General features: G+C 67.8%; 22 protein-coding genes. 10 read left to right on the top strand and 12 right to left on the bottom strand.

The annotated features are described in order from the left end of the window. Window positions 1-32 precede the first annotated feature (32 nt). Window positions 33-779 (top strand): response regulator, encoded by a 747-nt coding sequence (locus ACRXBZ_RS26960; RefSeq protein ID WP_433881452.1) that lies wholly within the window; start codon window positions 33-35, stop codon window positions 777-779. A gap of 295 nt (window positions 780-1,074) precedes the next feature. Here ACRXBZ_RS26960 and ACRXBZ_RS26955 read toward each other — a convergent pair whose 3' ends face one another. Together ACRXBZ_RS26955 and ctaJ are read right to left on the bottom strand one after the other, a co-directional pair. After that, window positions 1,075-1,578 carry a DUF5130 family protein gene (locus ACRXBZ_RS26955; RefSeq protein WP_433881451.1) on the bottom strand — a complete coding sequence of 168 codons (504 nt, stop codon included), beginning with the start codon at window positions 1,576-1,578 and terminating at the stop codon, window positions 1,075-1,077. After that, window positions 1,565-1,825, bottom strand: coding sequence for an aa3-type cytochrome oxidase subunit CtaJ (ctaJ, locus tag ACRXBZ_RS26950; protein WP_433881450.1), 261 nt, complete (start codon window positions 1,823-1,825; stop codon window positions 1,565-1,567). The genes ACRXBZ_RS26955 and ctaJ overlap by 14 nt, the downstream gene beginning before the upstream one ends. A 389-nt stretch (window positions 1,826-2,214) precedes the next feature. Here ctaJ and ACRXBZ_RS26945 point away from each other — a divergent pair, with 389 nt between their 5' ends. Beyond that, the gene (locus ACRXBZ_RS26945) at window positions 2,215-2,595 is read left to right on the top strand and encodes a hypothetical protein (protein ID WP_433881449.1); all 381 of its coding nucleotides are present in this window, start codon (window positions 2,215-2,217) and stop codon (window positions 2,593-2,595) included. A gap of 70 nt (window positions 2,596-2,665) precedes the next feature. On the opposite strand, the gene ACRXBZ_RS26940 is transcribed toward ACRXBZ_RS26945, so the two are convergent. After that, entirely contained in the window at window positions 2,666-3,316 is a 651-nt protein-coding gene (locus ACRXBZ_RS26940; protein WP_433881448.1) for an HNH endonuclease, read from the bottom strand. A 224-nt stretch (window positions 3,317-3,540) separates the two neighbouring features. Between ACRXBZ_RS26940 and ACRXBZ_RS26935 the strand changes: the two genes are divergently transcribed. From ACRXBZ_RS26935 to ACRXBZ_RS26905, 7 genes are all read left to right on the top strand, one after another. Continuing rightward, window positions 3,541-5,658 (top strand): prolyl oligopeptidase family serine peptidase, encoded by a 2,118-nt coding sequence (locus ACRXBZ_RS26935; RefSeq protein ID WP_433881447.1) that lies wholly within the window; start codon window positions 3,541-3,543, stop codon window positions 5,656-5,658. A gap of 167 nt (window positions 5,659-5,825) precedes the next feature. Further along, on the top strand, window positions 5,826-6,797 hold the full coding sequence (locus ACRXBZ_RS26930; RefSeq protein WP_433881446.1) for a mechanosensitive ion channel family protein: 972 nt from the start codon (window positions 5,826-5,828) through the stop codon (window positions 6,795-6,797). Window positions 6,798-6,932: 135 nt separating this feature from the next. Further along, entirely contained in the window at window positions 6,933-7,316 is a 384-nt protein-coding gene (locus ACRXBZ_RS26925) for a globin (RefSeq protein WP_168586940.1), read from the top strand. A 139-nt stretch (window positions 7,317-7,455) separates the two neighbouring features. Then, window positions 7,456-8,517: an alpha-amylase family glycosyl hydrolase gene (locus tag ACRXBZ_RS26920; protein WP_433881445.1), complete on the top strand. Its 1,062-nt coding sequence runs from the start codon at window positions 7,456-7,458 to the stop codon at window positions 8,515-8,517. A 93-nt stretch (window positions 8,518-8,610) separates the two neighbouring features. Further along, a complete protein-coding gene (locus tag ACRXBZ_RS26915) occupies window positions 8,611-9,909 on the top strand; it encodes a heparan-alpha-glucosaminide N-acetyltransferase domain-containing protein (protein WP_433881444.1) in 1,299 nt (432 codons plus the stop codon). A 109-nt stretch (window positions 9,910-10,018) separates the two neighbouring features. Then, window positions 10,019-10,285 (top strand): hypothetical protein, encoded by a 267-nt coding sequence (locus ACRXBZ_RS26910; RefSeq protein ID WP_190817974.1) that lies wholly within the window; start codon window positions 10,019-10,021, stop codon window positions 10,283-10,285. 3 nt (window positions 10,286-10,288) lie between these two features. After that, on the top strand, window positions 10,289-11,542 hold the full coding sequence (locus ACRXBZ_RS26905) for a hypothetical protein (RefSeq protein WP_433881443.1): 1,254 nt from the start codon (window positions 10,289-10,291) through the stop codon (window positions 11,540-11,542). A 135-nt stretch (window positions 11,543-11,677) separates the two neighbouring features. On the opposite strand, the gene ACRXBZ_RS26900 is transcribed toward ACRXBZ_RS26905, so the two are convergent. Then, on the bottom strand, window positions 11,678-11,806 hold the full coding sequence (locus ACRXBZ_RS26900) for a DUF397 domain-containing protein (RefSeq protein WP_433883982.1): 129 nt from the start codon (window positions 11,804-11,806) through the stop codon (window positions 11,678-11,680). A 657-nt stretch (window positions 11,807-12,463) separates the two neighbouring features. On the opposite strand from ACRXBZ_RS26900, the gene ACRXBZ_RS26895 reads away from it, so the two are divergent. After that, window positions 12,464-14,089 carry an AMP-binding protein gene (locus tag ACRXBZ_RS26895; RefSeq protein WP_433881442.1) on the top strand — a complete coding sequence of 542 codons (1,626 nt, stop codon included), beginning with the start codon at window positions 12,464-12,466 and terminating at the stop codon, window positions 14,087-14,089. Here the strand turns inward: ACRXBZ_RS26895 and ACRXBZ_RS26890 are convergent. The 8 genes from ACRXBZ_RS26890 to ACRXBZ_RS26855 all read right to left on the bottom strand — a co-directional run bounded on the left by ACRXBZ_RS26890 (window position 14,067) and on the right by ACRXBZ_RS26855 (window position 18,137). Further along, window positions 14,067-14,645, bottom strand: a complete 579-nt coding sequence (locus tag ACRXBZ_RS26890) for a hypothetical protein (protein WP_433881441.1) — start codon at window positions 14,643-14,645, stop codon at window positions 14,067-14,069. The genes ACRXBZ_RS26895 and ACRXBZ_RS26890 overlap by 23 nt on opposite strands. Window positions 14,646-15,036: 391 nt before the next feature. After that, window positions 15,037-15,240, bottom strand: a complete 204-nt coding sequence (locus tag ACRXBZ_RS26885; protein WP_433881440.1) for a DUF397 domain-containing protein — start codon at window positions 15,238-15,240, stop codon at window positions 15,037-15,039. 46 nt (window positions 15,241-15,286) lie between these two features. Next, window positions 15,287-15,733: a DUF5753 domain-containing protein gene (locus ACRXBZ_RS26880; protein WP_433883981.1), complete on the bottom strand. Its 447-nt coding sequence runs from the start codon at window positions 15,731-15,733 to the stop codon at window positions 15,287-15,289. Between the two features lie 16 nt (window positions 15,734-15,749). Further along, the gene (locus ACRXBZ_RS26875) at window positions 15,750-16,247 is read right to left on the bottom strand and encodes a DUF3558 family protein (protein WP_433881439.1); all 498 of its coding nucleotides are present in this window, start codon (window positions 16,245-16,247) and stop codon (window positions 15,750-15,752) included. A gap of 17 nt (window positions 16,248-16,264) precedes the next feature. Then, window positions 16,265-16,612, bottom strand: coding sequence for a hypothetical protein (locus tag ACRXBZ_RS26870; RefSeq protein WP_433881438.1), 348 nt, complete (start codon window positions 16,610-16,612; stop codon window positions 16,265-16,267). 453 nt (window positions 16,613-17,065) lie between these two features. After that, on the bottom strand, window positions 17,066-17,260 hold the full coding sequence (locus ACRXBZ_RS26865; RefSeq protein WP_433881437.1) for a DUF397 domain-containing protein: 195 nt from the start codon (window positions 17,258-17,260) through the stop codon (window positions 17,066-17,068). Between the two features lie 20 nt (window positions 17,261-17,280). Beyond that, complete coding sequence (locus ACRXBZ_RS26860; protein WP_433883980.1) at window positions 17,281-17,856, bottom strand: DUF5753 domain-containing protein; 576 nt, start codon at window positions 17,854-17,856, stop codon at window positions 17,281-17,283. Next, window positions 17,856-18,137, bottom strand: a complete 282-nt coding sequence (locus ACRXBZ_RS26855) for a helix-turn-helix domain-containing protein (protein WP_433881436.1) — start codon at window positions 18,135-18,137, stop codon at window positions 17,856-17,858. Before ACRXBZ_RS26855 ends, ACRXBZ_RS26860 begins: the two co-directional genes overlap by 1 nt. Window positions 18,138-18,269 lie beyond the last annotated feature (132 nt).

The raw sequence follows: 18,269 nt of genomic DNA, 5'->3' as shown, positions 1-18,269 counted from the left end.
TGATCTGCCCGATGCGAGGGGTGGGAGCGTCGATGCCCGAACTGATCTCCGCCATCTCCGAGCTGCTGTGGCCGTTGATCGCGCTGATGGCGATCTTCGTGTTCCGCCGCGCCATCTGGCGGGTGTTGCGCACCGCCGAGAAGCGAGAGCTGGAGTTCGAGATCGGCGGCCAGCGGCTCACCATGCACCAGCTCAACGATCAGCAGAACGACATGATCCAGGACCTGCAGCGGCAGCTGAGCCTGCTCAGCAAGCAGCTGGAGGAACGTGACCGAGCCGGCACCCCGGCGGAGGCGTTGGTGCCCGTTCCGGCGCTACCCGAGGCACCCGAGATCGTCGGCAACGGCGACGGGAGGCACGAGGCAGAGGTCGAACTGCCGCCGGTGCACTCGCCGGCCGGGCCGGAGCCGCTCGCGGTGCTGTGGGTCGCGGAGAAGCCGGAGGCGCACGCAATCCTGGCGGAGCAACTCCGGGACAACGGCGTGCGGGTGACGATGACGACGAGCAACGATGCGGCGCTGGCGGAGCTGTCCCAACGCCAGTACCGGCTGATCGTGGAGGACATGGGCCGCAAGGAGAACGGCCGGTGGCGCCCCGACGCCGGGCTCGGGCTGCTGCGCGAACTGCGCGATCTGGGCGTGGACACCCCGGTGATCATCTACAGCAGCCAGCAGGCCCAGCAGCAGTACGGCGAACAAGCGCGACAGCTGGGCGCGGTCGGCACGACGTCGTCGGCCTACGAGATGTTCCAGAACCTCCAGAGCTTCGACCTGCTCTGATCTTGGGCCGTTGCTGGAGAACTCTGAGAGCCTGTCGGCGAATGCCGTCCGCGCCTTTGGAAGCGGCGTAGCCGCTTGCGTTCACCTTGCCAAGACGACCATCGGCGGGTTCCGAGAGGTTTTCTGGCGAGGACGGCCCCTCCGCCGCGTATTTGGTCATACATCAGGAGGGGCACCCGCAGTCCAGGGAACCTCTCTCAGGTTCCGCTAAGCGACCACCCACCCAGACCATTCACCAGGCAGGCTCTGAGGTTCCGCCACCCGCACCGCCTCGCAAGACGAGCCGACGGTCAGATCAGTGGCGGGAGCGGGACTGCTGGTAGCTGGTGCCGGCCGTGTCGGCGAGCATCCGCAGGGCCCCGATAAGGCCGTCGATCAGCTCGCCCTCCTTGAAGGACGCGACCATGCTCATCGCGGCGAGCTGGCAGCTGCGGTCCGGGATGCGCCGGTGCGCTTCTTCGCCGGTGACGATCTCGAACTTCTGCTGGCCTGGCGAAACCGCGATCAGCACGCCGTCGGAGGCGATCGGCCCGAGGTTCGCGTGCAGCTCCTCGGCCTGCTTGCGGGTGTCCTCGCCGAGATCGCCGAGGTAGATCGCGAACTCCAGCCCGGTGCTGCGGCTGGACAGCGCCAACGCCTCGTCCAGTCGCGCGAGCTGGCCGGGGCCGAACGGCAGCCGCGGCCGGTCGGGTTCGACGTGGCGGGCGACAGACAGCCGACCGGTGGCCATCATCGCTTCGCCGATGCCGAGCTCGCCGGCGTCCGCGGCGGGCCGCCCCGCGATCTCACCAGTTGCCACGTGCGCCTCCCCGAGCAGTGCTGGGCCGCGCATCGTCCCGCACAGCCTCCGAATCCACGTCTGCCACCGGTGAAGCGGTGTTCACGCCCGCCGGGTTGGACACCCAGAACACCGGCGCGAAATCCCACTCCTGCCCCGCTCGGTAACGCGGACGGGTGAGCCGGGGCCACATCGCGATGAGCACGATCAAGCCGTAGATGGCCGCGGGGATCACCGCCAGGAAGAGAACAGTCTCCAGGACAGTCACGCGAATACGGTATCCGACGCGCCCTGCGTCGTGCGCTCGACCTGTGCGGCGCGTGATCGAAGCCGTAGTTAACGCCGAGCCACCGTCGCAACACGTTCGAGTGATTCGACGACGAGCAAGTCGCGCGCAACGCGATTCCCGCTGGTCGGAACCTGAATATAGGAGTCCGGAAACTACTTACGGTTACTAGTCAAGAGTGTTCTACATCACTTAAGCTAACTCGTTCAGAGTAATCGCTGCCCCCGAATGGGGCCCAACCAGACGGTTGCAATGCGCGGCAACTTGGCGGCTTGTTCCTGAGGGCTCCTGCTCCTAGTTTTTCACCTGTATGGGTCTTGCATATTTGATCATATGCGTTCAAAGCGTCCTTTGAATGCGGGAGGCACACAATGTCGATCATCGAAACCGCCACTCAGAGCAGCGCCCTCACTCTTCCGGCGATTAACCGGCCACTGCTTGAACACGGCGTCCGGATCAGCGGCCGCAACCACGGTGTGCGCATCAGCGGACAGCACGGTGTGCGCATCAGCGGACAGCACGGCGTCCGGATCAGCGGTCGGCAAGGCGTGCGGATCAGCGGCGAGCACGGCGTGCGGATCAGCGGACAGCACGGCGTCCGCACCAGCGGGCGTCAGGGTGTGCGGATCAGCGGGCGTCAGGGCGTACGGATTTCCAGCGGTGTGCGGATCAGCGTGCGTCAGCACGGCGTGCGCATCAGCGGACAGCACGGCGTCCGCATCAGCGGACAGCACGGCGTCCGGATCAGCTGATCAGCCCACGTGGCATTGGACCCACGCCAACCCGGCGCGCGGCGGTTCTCCGGTCGCCCGAACCAGCACTTCAGGCCGCGGGCTCACCGAGGTATGGCAGCCACAGCGGGTCCGTTTCAGAAAGCCCAGCCAGCAACCGCCAGTGCCGCCCGCGCGGCGCGTGCGGTGCCACCGGGAGGCGCCAGCCCAGCTCGCTGAGCGTCTTGTCCGCCTTGCGGTGGTTGCACTTCGTGCAGCAGGCGACGCAGTTCTCCCAAGTGTGCGGCCCGCCGCGGCTTCGCGGCACGACATGATCTATCGTTTCAGCGCGAGCACCGCAGTACACGCACCGGTAGTTGTCCCGCAGCATCAACGCGGCTCGGGTCAACGGCACTCGGCCGCGGTACGGCACTCGCACGAAGTTGCTCAACCTGATCACCGACGGGACTTCGACGCTGTCAGTCGCGGAATGCAGCACCACGCCGGCCGAATCGCCGTGCACGACCTCGGCCTTGCCGCAGACGAGCAGCACGATCGCTCGGCGCAGCGGGAGCGCGGTCAACGGCTCGAACGTGGTGTTGAGCAGGAGCACCCGGCGTTTTCGCCAGGACGGTGCGTGACCGGGAGGCCGGTCCGACTGAGGCGGCGAAGTGCCAGCGCGGCTAGGCGGGCACAGCGGGGCCCGCGACGCGAGGCCGGTGGCCTTCAGCGCCGGTTGTCGGATCGGTTGTCGGTCGGGCACGCGACCACCTCCACCGGTGTCGGGCCTAGTCGAACACACAACCCTGCCCGAACGCACGTGTGATTCGACACGCCACGCCTGGTCACCGTCGAACCCACACCAAATCATTCCCGATCATGGACCGCGGAACAACAATGATCATTCCGGGTGAATCGGGTCGGTTCCGGCGAAATGACCACGCCGAGATCAAGGGTCGACCACGGGATGCACGTATCGTCGCTGCCGTGAACGACGTGCAAGCAGCGCATCTGACCTACCCCCGCGCCGACCGCGACGACATCGCCGAAGACCTGCACGGCCACCAGGTGGCCGATCCGTACCGGTGGCTGGAGGACCCAGCCGAGCCGCGCACCGAGGCGTGGTCGACGGCGCAGGACGAGCTCGCCCGCACCTGGCTGGACGCGTTGCCCGGCCGCGAAGCGGTCGCGGAGCGGATGCGATCGCTGCTGGCCGCCGGTTCCGTCTCGGCCCCAGCCTGGCGCGTGGGGCGGGCGTTCTTCACCCGCCGGGAGCCCGGGCAGGAGTTCCCCGTGCTTTACGTGCGCGAGCCCGACGGCGCCGAGCGGGTGCTGCTGGACGTCACCGAACTGGACCCGTCCGGGCTGACCACGTTGGACAGCTGGACGCCGAGCCTGGAGGGCGACCGGCTGGCCTACCAGATCTCCGTCGGCGGCGACGAGGAGTCGCTGCTGCACGTGCTGGACGTCGCCACCGGCGACCTCGTCGAGGGTCCGATCGACCGGTGCCGCTATTCGACGATCTCGTGGCTGCCCGGCGGCGAGGAGTACTTCTACATCCGGCGGCTGGCACCGGAGCTGGTGCCCGACGGCGAGGAGCAGTTTCACCGCCGGGTGTGGCGGCACCGGGTGGGTGCCGACCCCGACCAGGACCTGCTGGTGCACGGCGAGGGCCTGGACCACACCTACTACTACGGAACCCGGGTGTCGCGGGACGGCCGTTGGCTGGTCGTCGAGGGCAGCCCGGGCACCGCGCGGCGGGATTCGGTGTGGATCGCCGACCTCTCCGAGGGCGGCGACGTGCCGGACCTCCGGCAGGTCGTGGACACCTCCGACGGTTACCGGGTCGGCGCCTGGGTGGAGCGCGATGGCCGGCTGTACGTGATGACGACGCTGGACGCCCCGCGCTGGCGGCTGTGCGTGGCGGACCCGACCAACCCGGAGCCGGCGAACTGGACCGAGCTGATCGCCGAGGAACCCGACTCGGTGCTGGAGGCCGTGCGCTGGTTCGACACCGGTGACGGCGACCCGCAGCTGGTGGTGCTGCGGACCCGGCACGCGGTGTCCGAGGTGACGCTGCACGATCCGGCTACCGGCCGGCGGACCGCGGAGGTCCCGCTGCCGAGCACCGGACAGGTCACCGCGCTGACCACCGTGGACGAGGCCACCGAAGGCGACCGCGACCGGCTGTGGATCGGCTGGACCGACTTCGCCACCCCGTCGTGCGTGCACGCCTACTCCCGCCGCACCGGGCAGACCGCGCTGGACCAGCAGGCGCCGGGCACCGTCGAGCTGCCCACGGTGCACACCCAGCAGGTCACCTACCGCTCGCTGGACGGCACCCCGGTGCGGATGTTCCTGCTGAGCCCGGCGGCCGAACCCGACCGCCCCCGGCCGGTGTTCATGACCGGCTACGGCGGTTTCTCCCTGTCCCGCGAGCCCGGCTACACGCCGTCCGCGCTGGCGTGGGTCGCCGCCGGCGGCGTCTGGGCGTTGCCCTCGCTGCGCGGTGGCGGCGAGGAAGGCGAGGAGTGGCACGTCGCGGGCATGCGCGAGCAGAAGCAGCACACCTTCGACGACTTCCACGCTGCGGCGCAGCACCTGATCGACGAGGGCTGGACGACCGCCGAGCAGCTGGCGATCTCCGGTGGCTCGAACGGCGGCCTGCTGGTCGGGGCGGCGCTGACGCAGCGCCCGGACCTCTACCGGGCGGTGGTGTGCTCGGCGCCGCTGCTGGACATGGTCCGCTACGAGCAGTTCCTGCTCGGCCGCACGTGGAACGACGAGTACGGCACCGCCGACGATGCGGAGGAGCTGGGCTGGCTGCTGTCCTATTCGCCGTACCACAACGTGACCGACCAGACGGACTACCCGTCGGTGCTGTTCACCGTCTTCGAATCGGACTCCCGGGTCGACCCGAACCACGCCCGCAAGATGTGCGCGGCGTTGCAGCACGCCACCAGCTCCGACCCGGCGAAACGTCCGGTTCTGCTGCGCCGGGAGACCGAGGTCGGGCATGCCGCGCGTTCGGTGTCCCGTACGGTGGGTCTGGCGACCGACCAGCTCGCCTTCCTCTCGGAGGCCACCGGACTCGCCCTGGACTGAGCCCGAACTCGGTCCCGGCGGTCAGCTGTTCGAGACTCGTGCGCGGCGGGGCGCGCACGATGCTCGGTTGGCCGGTTGCCGACCCGGTGATATGCCCCAACGCATCCGGCGCCGCCGTGCCGGTCACCACCGCGGGCCCTGGACGACAGCATGGAGAACCCCGACCCATGGATCTGCCGCTTTTAACCCAACCGAACTGTGCCGTGGACTCGGTCTGGTGCCGGACCATCTCCGATTGGACCGGCAACCAGTGGCTGGCGTCCTACGCCGACCTCCTCATCGCCAAGCCGGTGAACATCCTGCTCATCCTGGTCGTCGCATTCATCGTGCGATGGCTGGTGCACCGCACGATCAACCGCCTCACCCGCGGCAACGGCAAACCCCCGAAACTGCTGACTTCGCTGAGGGAACGCCGGGCGGACACGATGACGGCCGAGTTGCTGTCGGAGCGGCGCGTCCAGCGCGCGCGCACGATCGGCTCGGTGCTCAAGTCGATGGCCTCGTTCGTGATCTTCGGCCTTGGCGCGATCTACGTGCTGCAGGTGCTGAGCATCCAGATCGCCCCGGTACTGGCCTCTGCCGGTGTGCTGGGTGTCGCGGTCGCCTTCGGCGCCCAGAACCTCGTCCGGGACTTCCTGTCCGGCATGTTCATGCTGGTCGAGGACCAGTACGGCGTCGGTGACGTGGTCGACCTCGGCGAGGCCAGCGGCACCGTCGAGTCCGTCGGCCTGCGGGTCACCACGCTGCGCGACATCAACGGCACCGTCTGGTACGTCCGCAACGGCGAGATCCTGCGGGTCGGCAACTCCAGCCAAGGCTTCGCCGTGGCCGTGGTGGACTTCCCGATCTCGCACACCAGTGACGTGCAGAAGGCCATCGAGGTGGCCGCCAAGGTCGCCACCGCGGCCGCCTCGCGCGAGCCGCTGACCAAGGACGTGCTTAACCCGCCGGAAATGCTGGGCGTGGACCAGATCACCGCGGACACCATCACCCTGCGCATGACCACCAAGGTCCGCCCCGGCCGGCAGTGGGCGGTGCAGCGGCGGTTACGCGCGGAGATCAAGCGCGCCTACGACGAGGAGGACATCGAGCCGCCGTACCCGTACGGTCGGCCGCTGCATTCCGGCCCGGTTGCATAGCCGCTGGTCACGCCGGTCGTGAGTCCTTCGGGTCGCCATCGCTGCCCGGGGGCTCGCGGTCGGCGTGAGCGCAGCTGTGAGGCGTTCGTCGGCCATGCCGTCCAAATTCCACCGCGCCCCTGAGAGGATGGAGCCGTGACTTCCGTGGAGACCTTCTACCAGCAGGTCGGCGGCGAGGCGACCTTCCACCGGATCGTGGCGCGCTTTTACGAGGAGGTGGCCGAGGACGAGCTGCTGCGGCCGCTCTACCCGGAGGAGGACCTCGGGCCCGCCGAGGAGCGGCTGCGGCTGTTCCTGATCCAGTACTGGGGCGGCCCGCACACGTACTCCGACCGGCGCGGCCACCCCCGGCTGCGGATGCGGCATGCCCCGTTCAAAATCGGCCCGGCGGAGCGGGACGCATGGCTGCGCTGCATGCGGATCGCGATCGACGAGGTCGACCTCAAACCGGAGCACCGCGACCAGCTGTGGCAGTACATGGAGATGGCCGCCAACAGCATGATCAACTCCTGGTTCTGACGAGCGCGGCGGCGCCGGGCGCGACCCCTGCGGGAGTTACCGTCATCGCCTCGCTGGCGACTCGTGCACGACGGCTGCACCGCTTCAGGGACAAGACCGGCAGAATTCGAAGACAGCCACTGAGACGAAGGACCTGGTGATGCGACGGGCGGACGCGCGGACACGCCACGGCGAACTGCCGTGGTGGTGGGACGCGGTGTGCTACCAGGTCGACGTCGGCTCGTTCGCCGACGGCGACGGTGACGGGGTCGGTGACCTCGCCGGGCTGACCGGTCGGCTCGGCTACCTGGAGCTGCTCGGCGTCGACGCGGTCGTGCTGGCGGGGGTAGCCGGGCTGGATCCGTCGGCAGCGCCGTTCGCCGAATTGCTCGGCGAGGCGCACGAAGCCGGCATGCGAGTGATGGTCTCGCTCGATGTGGATCCCGCGCGCAGCGACCCCGGACCGGTGCTGCTGCCCTGGCTGGAGCACGGCGCCGATGGGTTCCACCTGGCGCCGCGTCCCGACCCGACCGGTGCCATCGGCGCAGCGCTTGCCGACTACCCGGATCGCGTGGTGATCGGCAGCGGACCGGGCGATTGGCACCTGTCGTTCAACCTCGACCTGGCCGTCGCCGGTTTCGACGCCGAACGGGTCCGCAAGGCGATCACGGAGGTGTTCGCCTCCCCCAGGGCGCGCCAGGCGTGGGCGATGGCCAGCCGCGACACCGAGCAGAGCCGGGACGACGCCGCGCTGACCCCGGTCCGCGCGATGGCCCTGGTGCAGCTGGCGCTGCCCGGCGCGGTCTGCCTGCGGCACGGCGAGGAGCTCGGCCTGCCCGGGACCCAGCGCGTCCGGATGCCGTGGGAGGGCGACCGGCCGCCGTTCGGCTTCTCCACCGCCGAGGCCGACTGGTCGTCGATCCCGGCGGACTGGGTCACGTTCACCGCCGAGGCTCAGCTGGAGGACGAGACGTCCACGCTGTCGCTGTACCGGCATGCGCTGGAGACCCGGAGCACGCATCCGGCGTTCACTGGCGACGACGTCGAGTGGTTCGGGGCGCCGGACGGGTGCTTAGCGTTCCGGCGCACCGGCACGACCCTGATCTGCGCGTTGAACACCTCACCGGCCCCCGTGCCGCTGCCTCCCGGCGAGGTGCTGCTGACCTCGCGACCGCTGGAATCCGGGGAGTTGCCGCCGGGCACCGCCGCTTGGTTGGTGTGAGCCTGACCTCGCCTAGGCGACCGGGCGCGAGTGGGCCGGAGCGGGTGCCGGTAAATTTTGGTAGGACCGCCGCCTGACGACCCGCTGGATGCTATGTCTGCCCGTGCGCCCGAGCTGAGCCTTCCTCGGACGACGGAACGCACCCGCCGGTTGGTCGGAGTCGACATCGCCCGGTTCGTCGCGGTGTTCGGCATGTTCTGTATCCACTTCGGCGTGCCGTTCGCGCAGGGCGACGTTGAGGTTTGGATCGCGCAGTTCTCCAGCGGCCGGTCCACCGCGCTGTTCACCCTGCTGGCCGGGGTCTCGCTGGCGATGATGACAGGGCGCAGCGAGCCGCCGACCGATAGCGCGCTCCGCGACGCCCGCGTCCGGGTCGCGGTGCGCGCGGTGCTGCTGCTGGTGGCCGGCCTCGCGCTGGCGCGGGCGACCAGCGCGACGGGCTTCCTGCTCACCGTGATCATCCCGTTCTACGGGCTCTACTTCTTGCTGGCAGTGCCGTTCATCCGGTTGCGGGCGCGCGGGCTGCTGATCGCCGCGGTCGTCGCGGCCGCGGTGGGTCCCCAGCTGTCGTTCGTGCTGCGGACCTGGATCGCCGGGGACACGCCGCTGCGCGCGGTCGTCGACTCGATCGACCTGATCGATCCGGGGCATCTGATCGCCGACGAGGGGCTGTTCGACCTGCTGCTGCTCGGCTTCTACCCGGCGGCGTCGTACCTGCCGCTGGTGCTGGCCGGGATGGCCGTCGGGCGGTTGGACCTGCGGTCGACCAAGGTGCGGATCTGGCTCGGCGCGACCGGGCTGGCCGTGTCGTACGCGGGATACGAGCTGTCGAGCTGGCTGGTGGAGGCCACCAGCACGGCACTGCCGCCGGGGCCGAGCGAGGGCACCGTCCCGATCGACCACCCGGAGTGGCTACTGACCGCCTCCGCGCACAGCGGCAGCACGTTCGAACTGCTCGACTCCGGGGGCATCGCGTTGGTGATCCTCGCGATCTGCCTGGAACTGGCCGACCGGACCGGGCGGTCGCTGAAGCCACTGGCCACGGCCGGCTCGATGGCGCTGACGCTGTACGCGATCCACGCGCTGACGCTGGCCTGGCAGATCGTCGTCGGCGGCTGGCCGCTGAGCGGCGTGCCGGACACCCTGGCCCAGCTGGCCAGCATGGGCCCGGCGCTGCCGACGGACGTCCCGGACATGCCGGCGTTCCCGCGCGACGGCCACCACCCCGAGGGCGTGGTGGCGTTCGTCAACACCTACATGCCCGAGCTTTTCCTGATCTTCTCGATCGTGTTCCCGCTGATCTGGAAGCGGTTCTTCCGCCGCGGGCCGCTGGAGGCGGCCATCAGCGAGACCGTCCGGTGGGTGACCGAGCGTTCGGCCTGCCAGCGCTGAGCAGGTAGAACGCCGGGGCTTCAGAACCGGTGGGACTTTCGCCTCTTAACAACCACGCGCCGGAAGTCGTTGCGTTGGGGATGGCGTCGCCCATCCGGAGGTGATCTTGATGAGTTTCCGGCACCGGCCCGACGACCCACCGGACGCAGTCGGAATCCCACCCGCCCTCGGCAAGGCCATGGCCAGCTACCGGTCGCTGCTCGACGAGTTGGAGGCGGGCAGCATCGACGACGCGACCTTCCGCCGCCGCGCTCTCGGCGTCGGGCTGATCGTGCGCGAGCACGACGCCTGGATCCTGGACCTCTCGACCGAGCGGTGGTGGCGCTACGACGGCGTCGCGCTGTCGAGCCTGCGGTTCCGGGAAGTCGAGGGCTGAGCGGTGCCGGCCCCGACCGACCCGGCGATCCTCCGGGAACGCCTCGCCGGCCTCGCCGACCTGCTCCGCGACGCAGAACCGGGCCCGTCCGGGCTGGGGAGTCCCCTCTCGGCGAGTCCGCTCCCGGTGGCCGCGCTGCAGGACCACCTGCGCAACGCGACAAGTTGGCTCGGCCGGGCTTGGGCCGGGTTCGCGCGGGACGGCGCGGCGGTGCGGCGGTGGCTGGTGAGCGAGCCGCTGGGCTCGCCCATCCCGCCCCAGGAGCCGACAGCCCTGCCGCTGCGGAAGCAGTTCCGCCTCTCGCTGGCGACGGCGGCGCTCGGTGCCAGCATCGCCGCGGCCGCCTACACCTTGACGGCGCCGCTCGCGGATCCCTTCTTCGGCCTGATCCCACCGGGCATCTTCAGCCGGCTCCCGCCGTTCGCCGAGAACACGGTGCCCGCGCCGGATGGCGAGGCGCCCCTGCTCAACACCAATCCACCCCACGACGTGGTGGCCCCCGGGCTGCCGCTCGTGGCGCGGACTCCGGGGCCGCCCCAACCACCCCCTCCGCCGCCAAGCGCGGCCGCCATCTCAGCCCCGCTGCTGAGCGCGACTGTCACCCCAGCCCCGCCACCAAACGCGGCCGCCACCCCAGCCCCGCCACCAAGCACGGCCGCCACCCCAGCCCCGCCACCAAGCACGGCCGCCACCCCAGCCCCGCCGGAGACGGGGGCTTCGGCCAGGACGGCGGCTTCGCCGGACGTCGGCACCAGGCGGCAGGACTCGACCGAGTCTGGAGCGGCGCCCATCCAGGCCCCGGAACCGGCCGGGCAGCACGGTGCTCCGGCGAAGCCGGCCGAGCCGCCACCTGCCCCGCCACGGGAGATCTCCAACGGCCCGACCGCGGTGCCGCCCACTCACCCGCAAACCACGCCGACCCACCAACCACCACAGACCACGACTACCGACCCGTCGACGCAGACCACGCCGACCCATCAACAGACGCGAACCACGACGACCGACCAGCCGACGCGCACTACACCGGCCCATCAACCGACACAGACCAAGGCTGCCAACCAGCCGACGCAGACCCAACAGCCGACACAGACGACGACTACCGACCCGTCGACGCAGACCACGCCGACTCACCAACCACCACAAACGCCGGAACCCACGCCGACGACGACGGCGACGAAACCCACCACTGACCCCACGACGACTCACAACCCCAGTACGACCGCGCCGGCCTACACACCGGATCGCGGCACGTCCTGAAGGCATCCGGTGCCGCAATTTCCATTGAAATCAGAGGGCCAATTTCCATTGAAATTGCGGGATGGACCTGGCGAAGGACTGCACAGCTGACCGCAGATGGCGTGGACCGGATTTCGCGGCGGCGATGAAAGTCCTCTACCGCCTGACTGGCACGATCAGGACACCACCGGCCCGGTCCTTCGTGTCCCGCACCCCGGTGCGCTCACTCCCGACAGCCACCTCGACGCAGTCGCCCTTACCAATCCAATTCTTGTCGCACAACATCGGCTTCGGCGATGTGGCGGCGAAGCGCATCGAACGGGCACGACGCAGGAGGAATCTCACCGCGGGGTGTTCGTCACGGTGGACTGGTGCGATCACCCGGGCATCCGAGGACCAGTACCGGTTGTCCCTGCGGTGCCTGGGCGCTCCAGAAAACCAGTCTCACCAGGGCAATCCGCGCTATCGGACAACGCCTGGCCGCGCCATTGACAGGAAGCGGCGGGGGCGTGTTCGCGGTTATGCGGATCGCGACGAGCGTTTCGGTAAGCAGGACGCCGTGAGTGTTTTTGGGTGCTATGGCACCCACAAACGCTCACGGGTGTTCTTCCGCCACGCGAAGGTGGCCATCGGCAGACGCGCCCACCAGCATCGGTTGCGGCGTCGGCCAGCGGCGTCGGCCAGGTGCGACCCGGACACGAGCAGAGGGTCGTGGCGGGAGATCACCGAATCAGTACAGCTCCGGATGACACGACCAACGGCCACTCACCTAGGAACGATTCAGCGCTTCCTCTCAGCAGTCAGATGCGCATGCCCGGGAGACCGGACCAGCAGCTCCCGACCAAACACGCCGGGACACTACCCCCATCCGGGCGTGACGGATGCGCCGAAGGACTCTACTGTCTGCGACTACTGCTGAGCATCGCTTTTCGGGAGGCAAAGGTGGCGACCGAGCAGCTGTCCTACGACTCGGGTGTTTCCGAGGTGCCGTTGTTGGGGGAAACGATCGGCGCCAACCTCGATCGATCGGTGGCGAAGTTCGGGGACCGGGACGCGCTGGTGGAATGCGCCTCGGGGCGGCGGTGGACGTACCGGGAGTTCGGCGCGGCGGTGGACTCGCTGGCCGTGGGACTGCTGGATGCCGGGATCGGCAAGGGCGACCGGGTAGGGATCTGGTCGCCGAACCGGGCGGAGTGGGCGCTGATCCAGTACGCCACGGCGAAGATCGGCGCGATCCTGGTCAACATCAACCCGGCGTACCGGGTGCACGAGCTGGAGTACGTGCTGAACCAGGCCGGGGTCCGGTTGCTGGTCTCCGCCCAGTCGTTCAAATCCTCCGACTACGCCGCGATGGTGGCGGAGGTCCGCCCGAAGTGCCCCGGCCTGGAGCAGGTGGTCTTCCTCGACACCCCGGAATGGACTGCTCTCACGGCCAGCCCGGCAGATCCGGTCCGGCTGGGCGGGATCAGGCTGTCCACCGACGAGCCGATCAACATCCAGTACACCTCCGGCACCACCGGATTCCCCAAGGGCGCGACGCTGTCGCACCACAACATCCTCAACAACGGTTTCTTCGTCGGTGAGCTCTGCGGCTACACCGAGGACGACCGGATCTGCATCCCGGTGCCCTTCTACCACTGCTTCGGCATGGTCATGGGCAACCTCGCCGCCACCAGCCACGCCGCCGCCATGATCATCCCCGCCGCGGGCTTCGACCCCGCCGCGTCACTGGCGGCGGTCGCGGTGGAGCGGTGCACGTCGCTGTACGGGGTACCGACGATGTTCATCGCCGAGCTCGACCACCCGGACTTCGACTCCTTCGACCTATCATCGCTGCGCACCGGGATCATGGCCGGCTCGCCCTGCCCGGTGGAGGTGATGAAGCAGGTCATCGACCGGATGGGCATGGCGGAGGTATCGATCTGCTACGGCATGACCGAAACATCGCCGGTGTCGATGCAGACCCGCGCCGACGACTCCCTGGAGCGCCGGGTTTCGACGGTCGGCAGGGTCGGGCCGCACCTGGAGGTCAAGATCACCGACCCGGCCACCGGACTGACCGTGCCGCGCGGCATGCCGGGCGAGTTCTGCACCCGCGGGTACTCGGTGATGCTCGGCTACTGGCAGCAAGACGACAAGACCGCGGAGGCCATCGACGCGGCCCGCTGGATGCACACCGGCGACCTTGCGGTGATGGACGCGGACGGCTACGTCAGCATCACGGGCCGGATCAAGGACATGGTGATCCGAGGTGGCGAGAACATCTACCCCCGCGAGATCGAGGAATTCCTCTACACCCACCCGGACATCCTCGACGCCCAGGTCATCGGGGTCCCCGACCAGCGCTACGGCGAGGAGCTGATGGCCTGGATCCGCATGCGCGAGGGCGCCGAAGCCCTGACCGCGGAGGCCCTGCGGGAGTTCTGCACCGGCAAGCTCGCACACTACAAGATCCCCCGCTACGTCCACATCGTGGCCGAGTTCCCAATGACGGTGACTGGGAAGATCCGCAAGGTCGAAATGCGCCAGACCGCCGAAATACTCCTCAACCTCGACGAGCAGCGATGAGCGAAGGGTAGGAGCCGGTCGTCAGTTCCGGCTGACGCATGGCTTCTCGCTCGGATCCGTCGTCGCCTCGGTCCGGTCGGCAGGCCGAGCAGACGGAAAAGACGGGCCGCCTCGGTTGAAAGTAAGCGGTAGGACCAGGAGAAACCGAGCGCACGCCTGTTACCCCGCCCGCATCCAAGGCATCGAGTCGCTCCCGCTCGTCCTGCAACTGCGAGACCAGTTCGATCAGTGGAAAGCTCGGATTCTCGCCTGCTCGGGCCGCAACGATGCCGAGCGCAAGAGGAACGCCGACGCAGTGCCGGATGAGCTCCCGCATCGCCTCGTGCTCTGCTGCCACCCGCTGATCGCCGAGGTAGCAAGCCAGCAGCAGCTCTGCTTCGTCCATTGTTAGGACGTACAGTGAAATACGACTCGCGCCTTCTCGAACGACCAACTCGTGCAACCGGTTCCGGCTGGTAACCAGCGCCAAGCAGCTTGAGCTGCCAGGCAGCAGCGGCCGGACCTGGTCGGCTCTGCGGGCATTGTCGAGCAGGATGAGCATCTGCTTGCCGTGCACCAGACTGCGGAACAGCGCCGCACGAGCTAACATGATCAACATCAGGGGTTTCGGCTGATCAGAGGGAACGTTTCATGATCCCCGGCGTATTACCCAACTCGCTCGATCACCGCTGCGGCGGGCTCGCAGGTCACCGACGTGAGGCCGCAGAAACTCGATGTTACGCCATGGGCCGTCGGGACTGGCCGCTGCCGTACTGGGTAATACAGTGCGCCGGGTCGAAACCTAAGCGCCCCAAGGGAAATGCTGTCGAGCAATCAGCTAATGGGGAAACCCAGGCTAGTCGGACGCGCCGCACCCTCGCGCAAGCATCACCGGGGAAGGGTGGCGAGTGAGGGGCGCCTTGACCGACATATCGGTCAAGGCATCCTTCGCACATCAGACCAGCGCTTCAGAGCTCGTAGTAGGCGGACTTCACAGCAGCGATGAAGCCCCGCCACTGACGTGCCGACACGACCAGGGCGCCGCCAGCCCGATCCTTCGTGTCCCGCACCCCGGTCCAGTCAGCCCCCGCGGCCACCTCAACGCAGTTGCCATTACCGCCGCTGTAGCTACTCGTGATCCAACGCGCCTCAGCTAAGTCATCCACTGACATGGCTTTCCCTCTCCCGATCAGTCGTGCACCAGCGACTCGATGAACCTCACCGATTCAGGACGCGACAGCGCGACGTCCCGCAGGTTCTCCGCTGCCATGCTATATCCGCGTATCCGCTCTTGACGTGAATGTAGACGGCGTCGTCTTGGAGTTCGACATACCCGACCGAGTGCGCATGGTCGAAGCCAAGGATCGCGAAGGCACCGGTAAATCCACTGTGGATGCCGTCTTCAGGGCACAAGACCTGCAGTTCGACATTCGGCAACGCCGCCAAACGAATCAGGTGCCGGTACTGATCTTGCAGGATGGCAGGGTCACCGACATCAAGGCGAAGCGCTGTTTCTCCGACGACAACAGCAAGCTCCAGCGGCTCCGAATCTGTCAGCACAGCCGCCCTGACCTGCCGGAAGGCAACGAACCGGTCGACATGATCTTGCCGTACCCGAGGCGTGGCCGACGTGACAGCGCGTGCATACGCTGGCCCACCACCTATCGTCTGATCCGCAGGCTCACCGGGGCATGCGCGGTGCGATCACCTGCGCCACCTTCACCGCCTCGGCACACTCGTCCAGCCCCTGGTCCATGACCTCGCTGACGTCGATGACGATGACTCCGCCACCCGCGTCGAACATCGCCGAGCAGATCCGCGCAGCCTGCCCGCTCTCGCTGGTGGCACTTGCCGCCGCCCGACCATCAATCTGCAACCGGTCGAACTTCGACCAGTTCTCCTTGTGACTGTAAGCCTCGACCGTCTTCTCCTGGTTCTTGTAGAACGTCGCTCCGAGCGGTCTTCCGCTGAAGGAGCAGCCGGGTTCCGAGGAAATAGTGGTTTCGGGCTCGCCGGGGCCTTTGAAGCCGAAGGACTTCAGCTCATCGGGAGTCAGCAGCGTGCACGGATCAACCGAAGCCAGACCTTGCGGCTGCGTGTCAGCAGGCTCCCGCTTCGCAGCCGGCCCACCGCAGCCCGCGATCATCAACGCGGCTACCCCGGCACACACAGCAGCCACGGTTCGAGACGGTGCATTCATTCCTGATTACCCCTCTGCAAGTCCTGGGCGATCTGCTCGTCAGCCCCGCCGCCAAGCTCGACTGTCACCCCAGCCCCACCGCCAAGCACGGCCGCCACCCCAACGCCGCCGCCAAGCGCGACTGTCGCCCCGGCCCCGCCGGAGACGGGGGCTTCTTCGGACGGGACGTCGGGTTCGCCGGACGTCAGCACCAGGCGGCAGGACTCGACCGGGTCTGGCGCGGCGCCCATCTGGGCCCCGGAAACCGGCGGACAGCAGGGCGGTACTGCTTCGGCGAAGCCGGTCGAACCGCCACCAGCCCCGCCACGGGAGATCTCCAACGGTCCGACCGCGGTGCGGCCCACTCACCCGGAAACCACGCCGACCCACCAACCACAAAAGACCACGGCTGCCGACCCGTCGACGCAGACCACGCCAACTCACGAACCGACACTGACCATGACGACCGACCAGCAAACGCGCACTACGCCAGCCCATCAACCGACGCAGACCACGCCGACTCACGAACCGACGCAAGCGACGGAACCCACGCCGACCACGACGGCGACGGAACCCACTGCTGATCCCACGACGACCGCTCACAACCCGACCACGACCGCGCCGACCTACACCCCGGATCGCGGCACGTCCTGAGGGCATCCGGTGCGCAATTTCCATTGAAATCAGAGGTCCGAGGTCCAATTTCCATTGAAATTGCGGGATGGACTGGTGAAGGTGCCGTTCACCTCGAAAGATCGGGTCCAGCTCCGGCGACGGCCAGCGCGGCAGCACGCCCACCTGGCGAAGGACTGCACAGATCAGCGGTGGTACCGACCGGACTTCGCGGCGGCGATGAAAGTCCCCCACTGCCTGGCTGGCACGATCAGGACACCACCGGCCCGGTCCTTCGTGTCCCGCACCCCGGTGCACTCGCCTCCGGCAGCCACCTCGACGCAGTTGCCGCCGCCGTTGCTGTAGCTGCTCTTACGCCATCGGGTCTGCGCGGGTAGCACATTGATCTCCCTGAGTGCGGCTATGTTTCCCGGGCCACCTTGCCGAGCAGCTTCGCCGAGTCTCGCGGATCCAACGCCGTTGCTCTCAGGTGGTCGAAGTTCAGCGTATACCGCTCGATTTCCTCCGCTTCCTCCAAATAGAGGCTGCCGGTGAGATACTCCAGGTAGACGACGTCTGGATCGACCGGGTCCGGGAACGACAGGATCGAGAATCCAGTGCCCAGAGACGCATGTGCCCCGGCCTGGAACGGCAGAACTTGAACGGTCACGTTCGGAAGCTTGGATCTTGAAAGCAAATGCTTCAGCTGTTCTCGCATGACGTCCGCGCCGCCGACCTGCTGGCGGATCGCTGCTTCCGAGATGATTGCCCAGAACTTCAGCGGCTCAGCACCTTCGGTCAGGCGCGCCTGTCTGGCCTTCCTGAGTTGTGTGCGCTGCTCATTGTCGTGATCCGGTTCGTCCGGAGCCCAGGACCCGATGATCGCGCGGGCGTACTCCTCTGTCTGGAGCAGTCCGGGGATCAGGTCGATCTCGAAGTTGCGGACAGCAGCGGCCTCCGATTCGAGTCCGATGTAGACCTCAAACCAGTCCGACATCACTCTGGAGTAGGGATGCCACCAGCCTTCTTCTTGGCTTGCTTGGCCAGCTCAAGCAAGTTCTCCAACTCGGACCCGACCACACCGTAAAGGCCGCACATGGCTCGCGTGTCGTTGACGGTCACACCCGAACGCGCCGTCTCGATCCGACTCAGCTTGGACCGTGAGAAATCGAGTTCGGAGATCGCCTGCTCCCAACTGACGTCGGCGGATTCTCGAAGCCTCCGCAGCTCCGCCGCAAGTCGGCGACGCCGAACCGTTGGTCCACCGTGGACAACCATTACCCACCTCCATCGCGTCGACACCAGACACCTTGCCGCTAACGGCGCCAACACGAAAGGCTTTCTGCAGATCGTCACTCGAATCGGTTGCATTCTCCCTTTTAGCAAAGTGACCATTGCATTTTTACCGTT

Source organism: Saccharopolyspora hattusasensis, assembly GCF_050972075.1.
GTDB classification, from domain to species: Bacteria; Actinomycetota; Actinomycetes; order Mycobacteriales; family Pseudonocardiaceae; genus Saccharopolyspora; species Saccharopolyspora hattusasensis.
This window is presented reverse-complemented; position numbering and strand designations above follow the sequence as displayed.

Bases quoted from the DNA above. Each gene is read 5' to 3' on its own strand.
- ACRXBZ_RS26960 (WP_433881452.1), top strand. From the start codon at position 33: ATGCCCGAACTGATCTCCGCCATCTCCGAGCTGCTGTGGCCGTTGATC.
- ACRXBZ_RS26945 (WP_433881449.1), top strand. From the start codon at position 2,215: ATGTCGATCATCGAAACCGCCACTCAGAGCAGCGCCCTCACTCTTCCG.
- ACRXBZ_RS26930 (WP_433881446.1), top strand. From the start codon at position 5,826: ATGGATCTGCCGCTTTTAACCCAACCGAACTGTGCCGTGGACTCGGTC.
- ACRXBZ_RS26920 (WP_433881445.1), top strand. From the start codon at position 7,456: ATGCGACGGGCGGACGCGCGGACACGCCACGGCGAACTGCCGTGGTGG.
- ACRXBZ_RS26915 (WP_433881444.1), top strand. From the start codon at position 8,611: ATGTCTGCCCGTGCGCCCGAGCTGAGCCTTCCTCGGACGACGGAACGC.
- ACRXBZ_RS26910 (WP_190817974.1), top strand. From the start codon at position 10,019: ATGAGTTTCCGGCACCGGCCCGACGACCCACCGGACGCAGTCGGAATC.
- ACRXBZ_RS26900 (WP_433883982.1), bottom strand. From the start codon at position 11,806: ATGTTGTGCGACAAGAATTGGATTGGTAAGGGCGACTGCGTCGAGGTG.
- ACRXBZ_RS26885 (WP_433881440.1), bottom strand. From the start codon at position 15,240: ATGTCAGTGGATGACTTAGCTGAGGCGCGTTGGATCACGAGTAGCTAC.
- ACRXBZ_RS26860 (WP_433883980.1), bottom strand. From the start codon at position 17,856: ATGTCGGACTGGTTTGAGGTCTACATCGGACTCGAATCGGAGGCCGCT.
- ACRXBZ_RS26855 (WP_433881436.1), bottom strand. From the start codon at position 18,137: ATGGTTGTCCACGGTGGACCAACGGTTCGGCGTCGCCGACTTGCGGCG.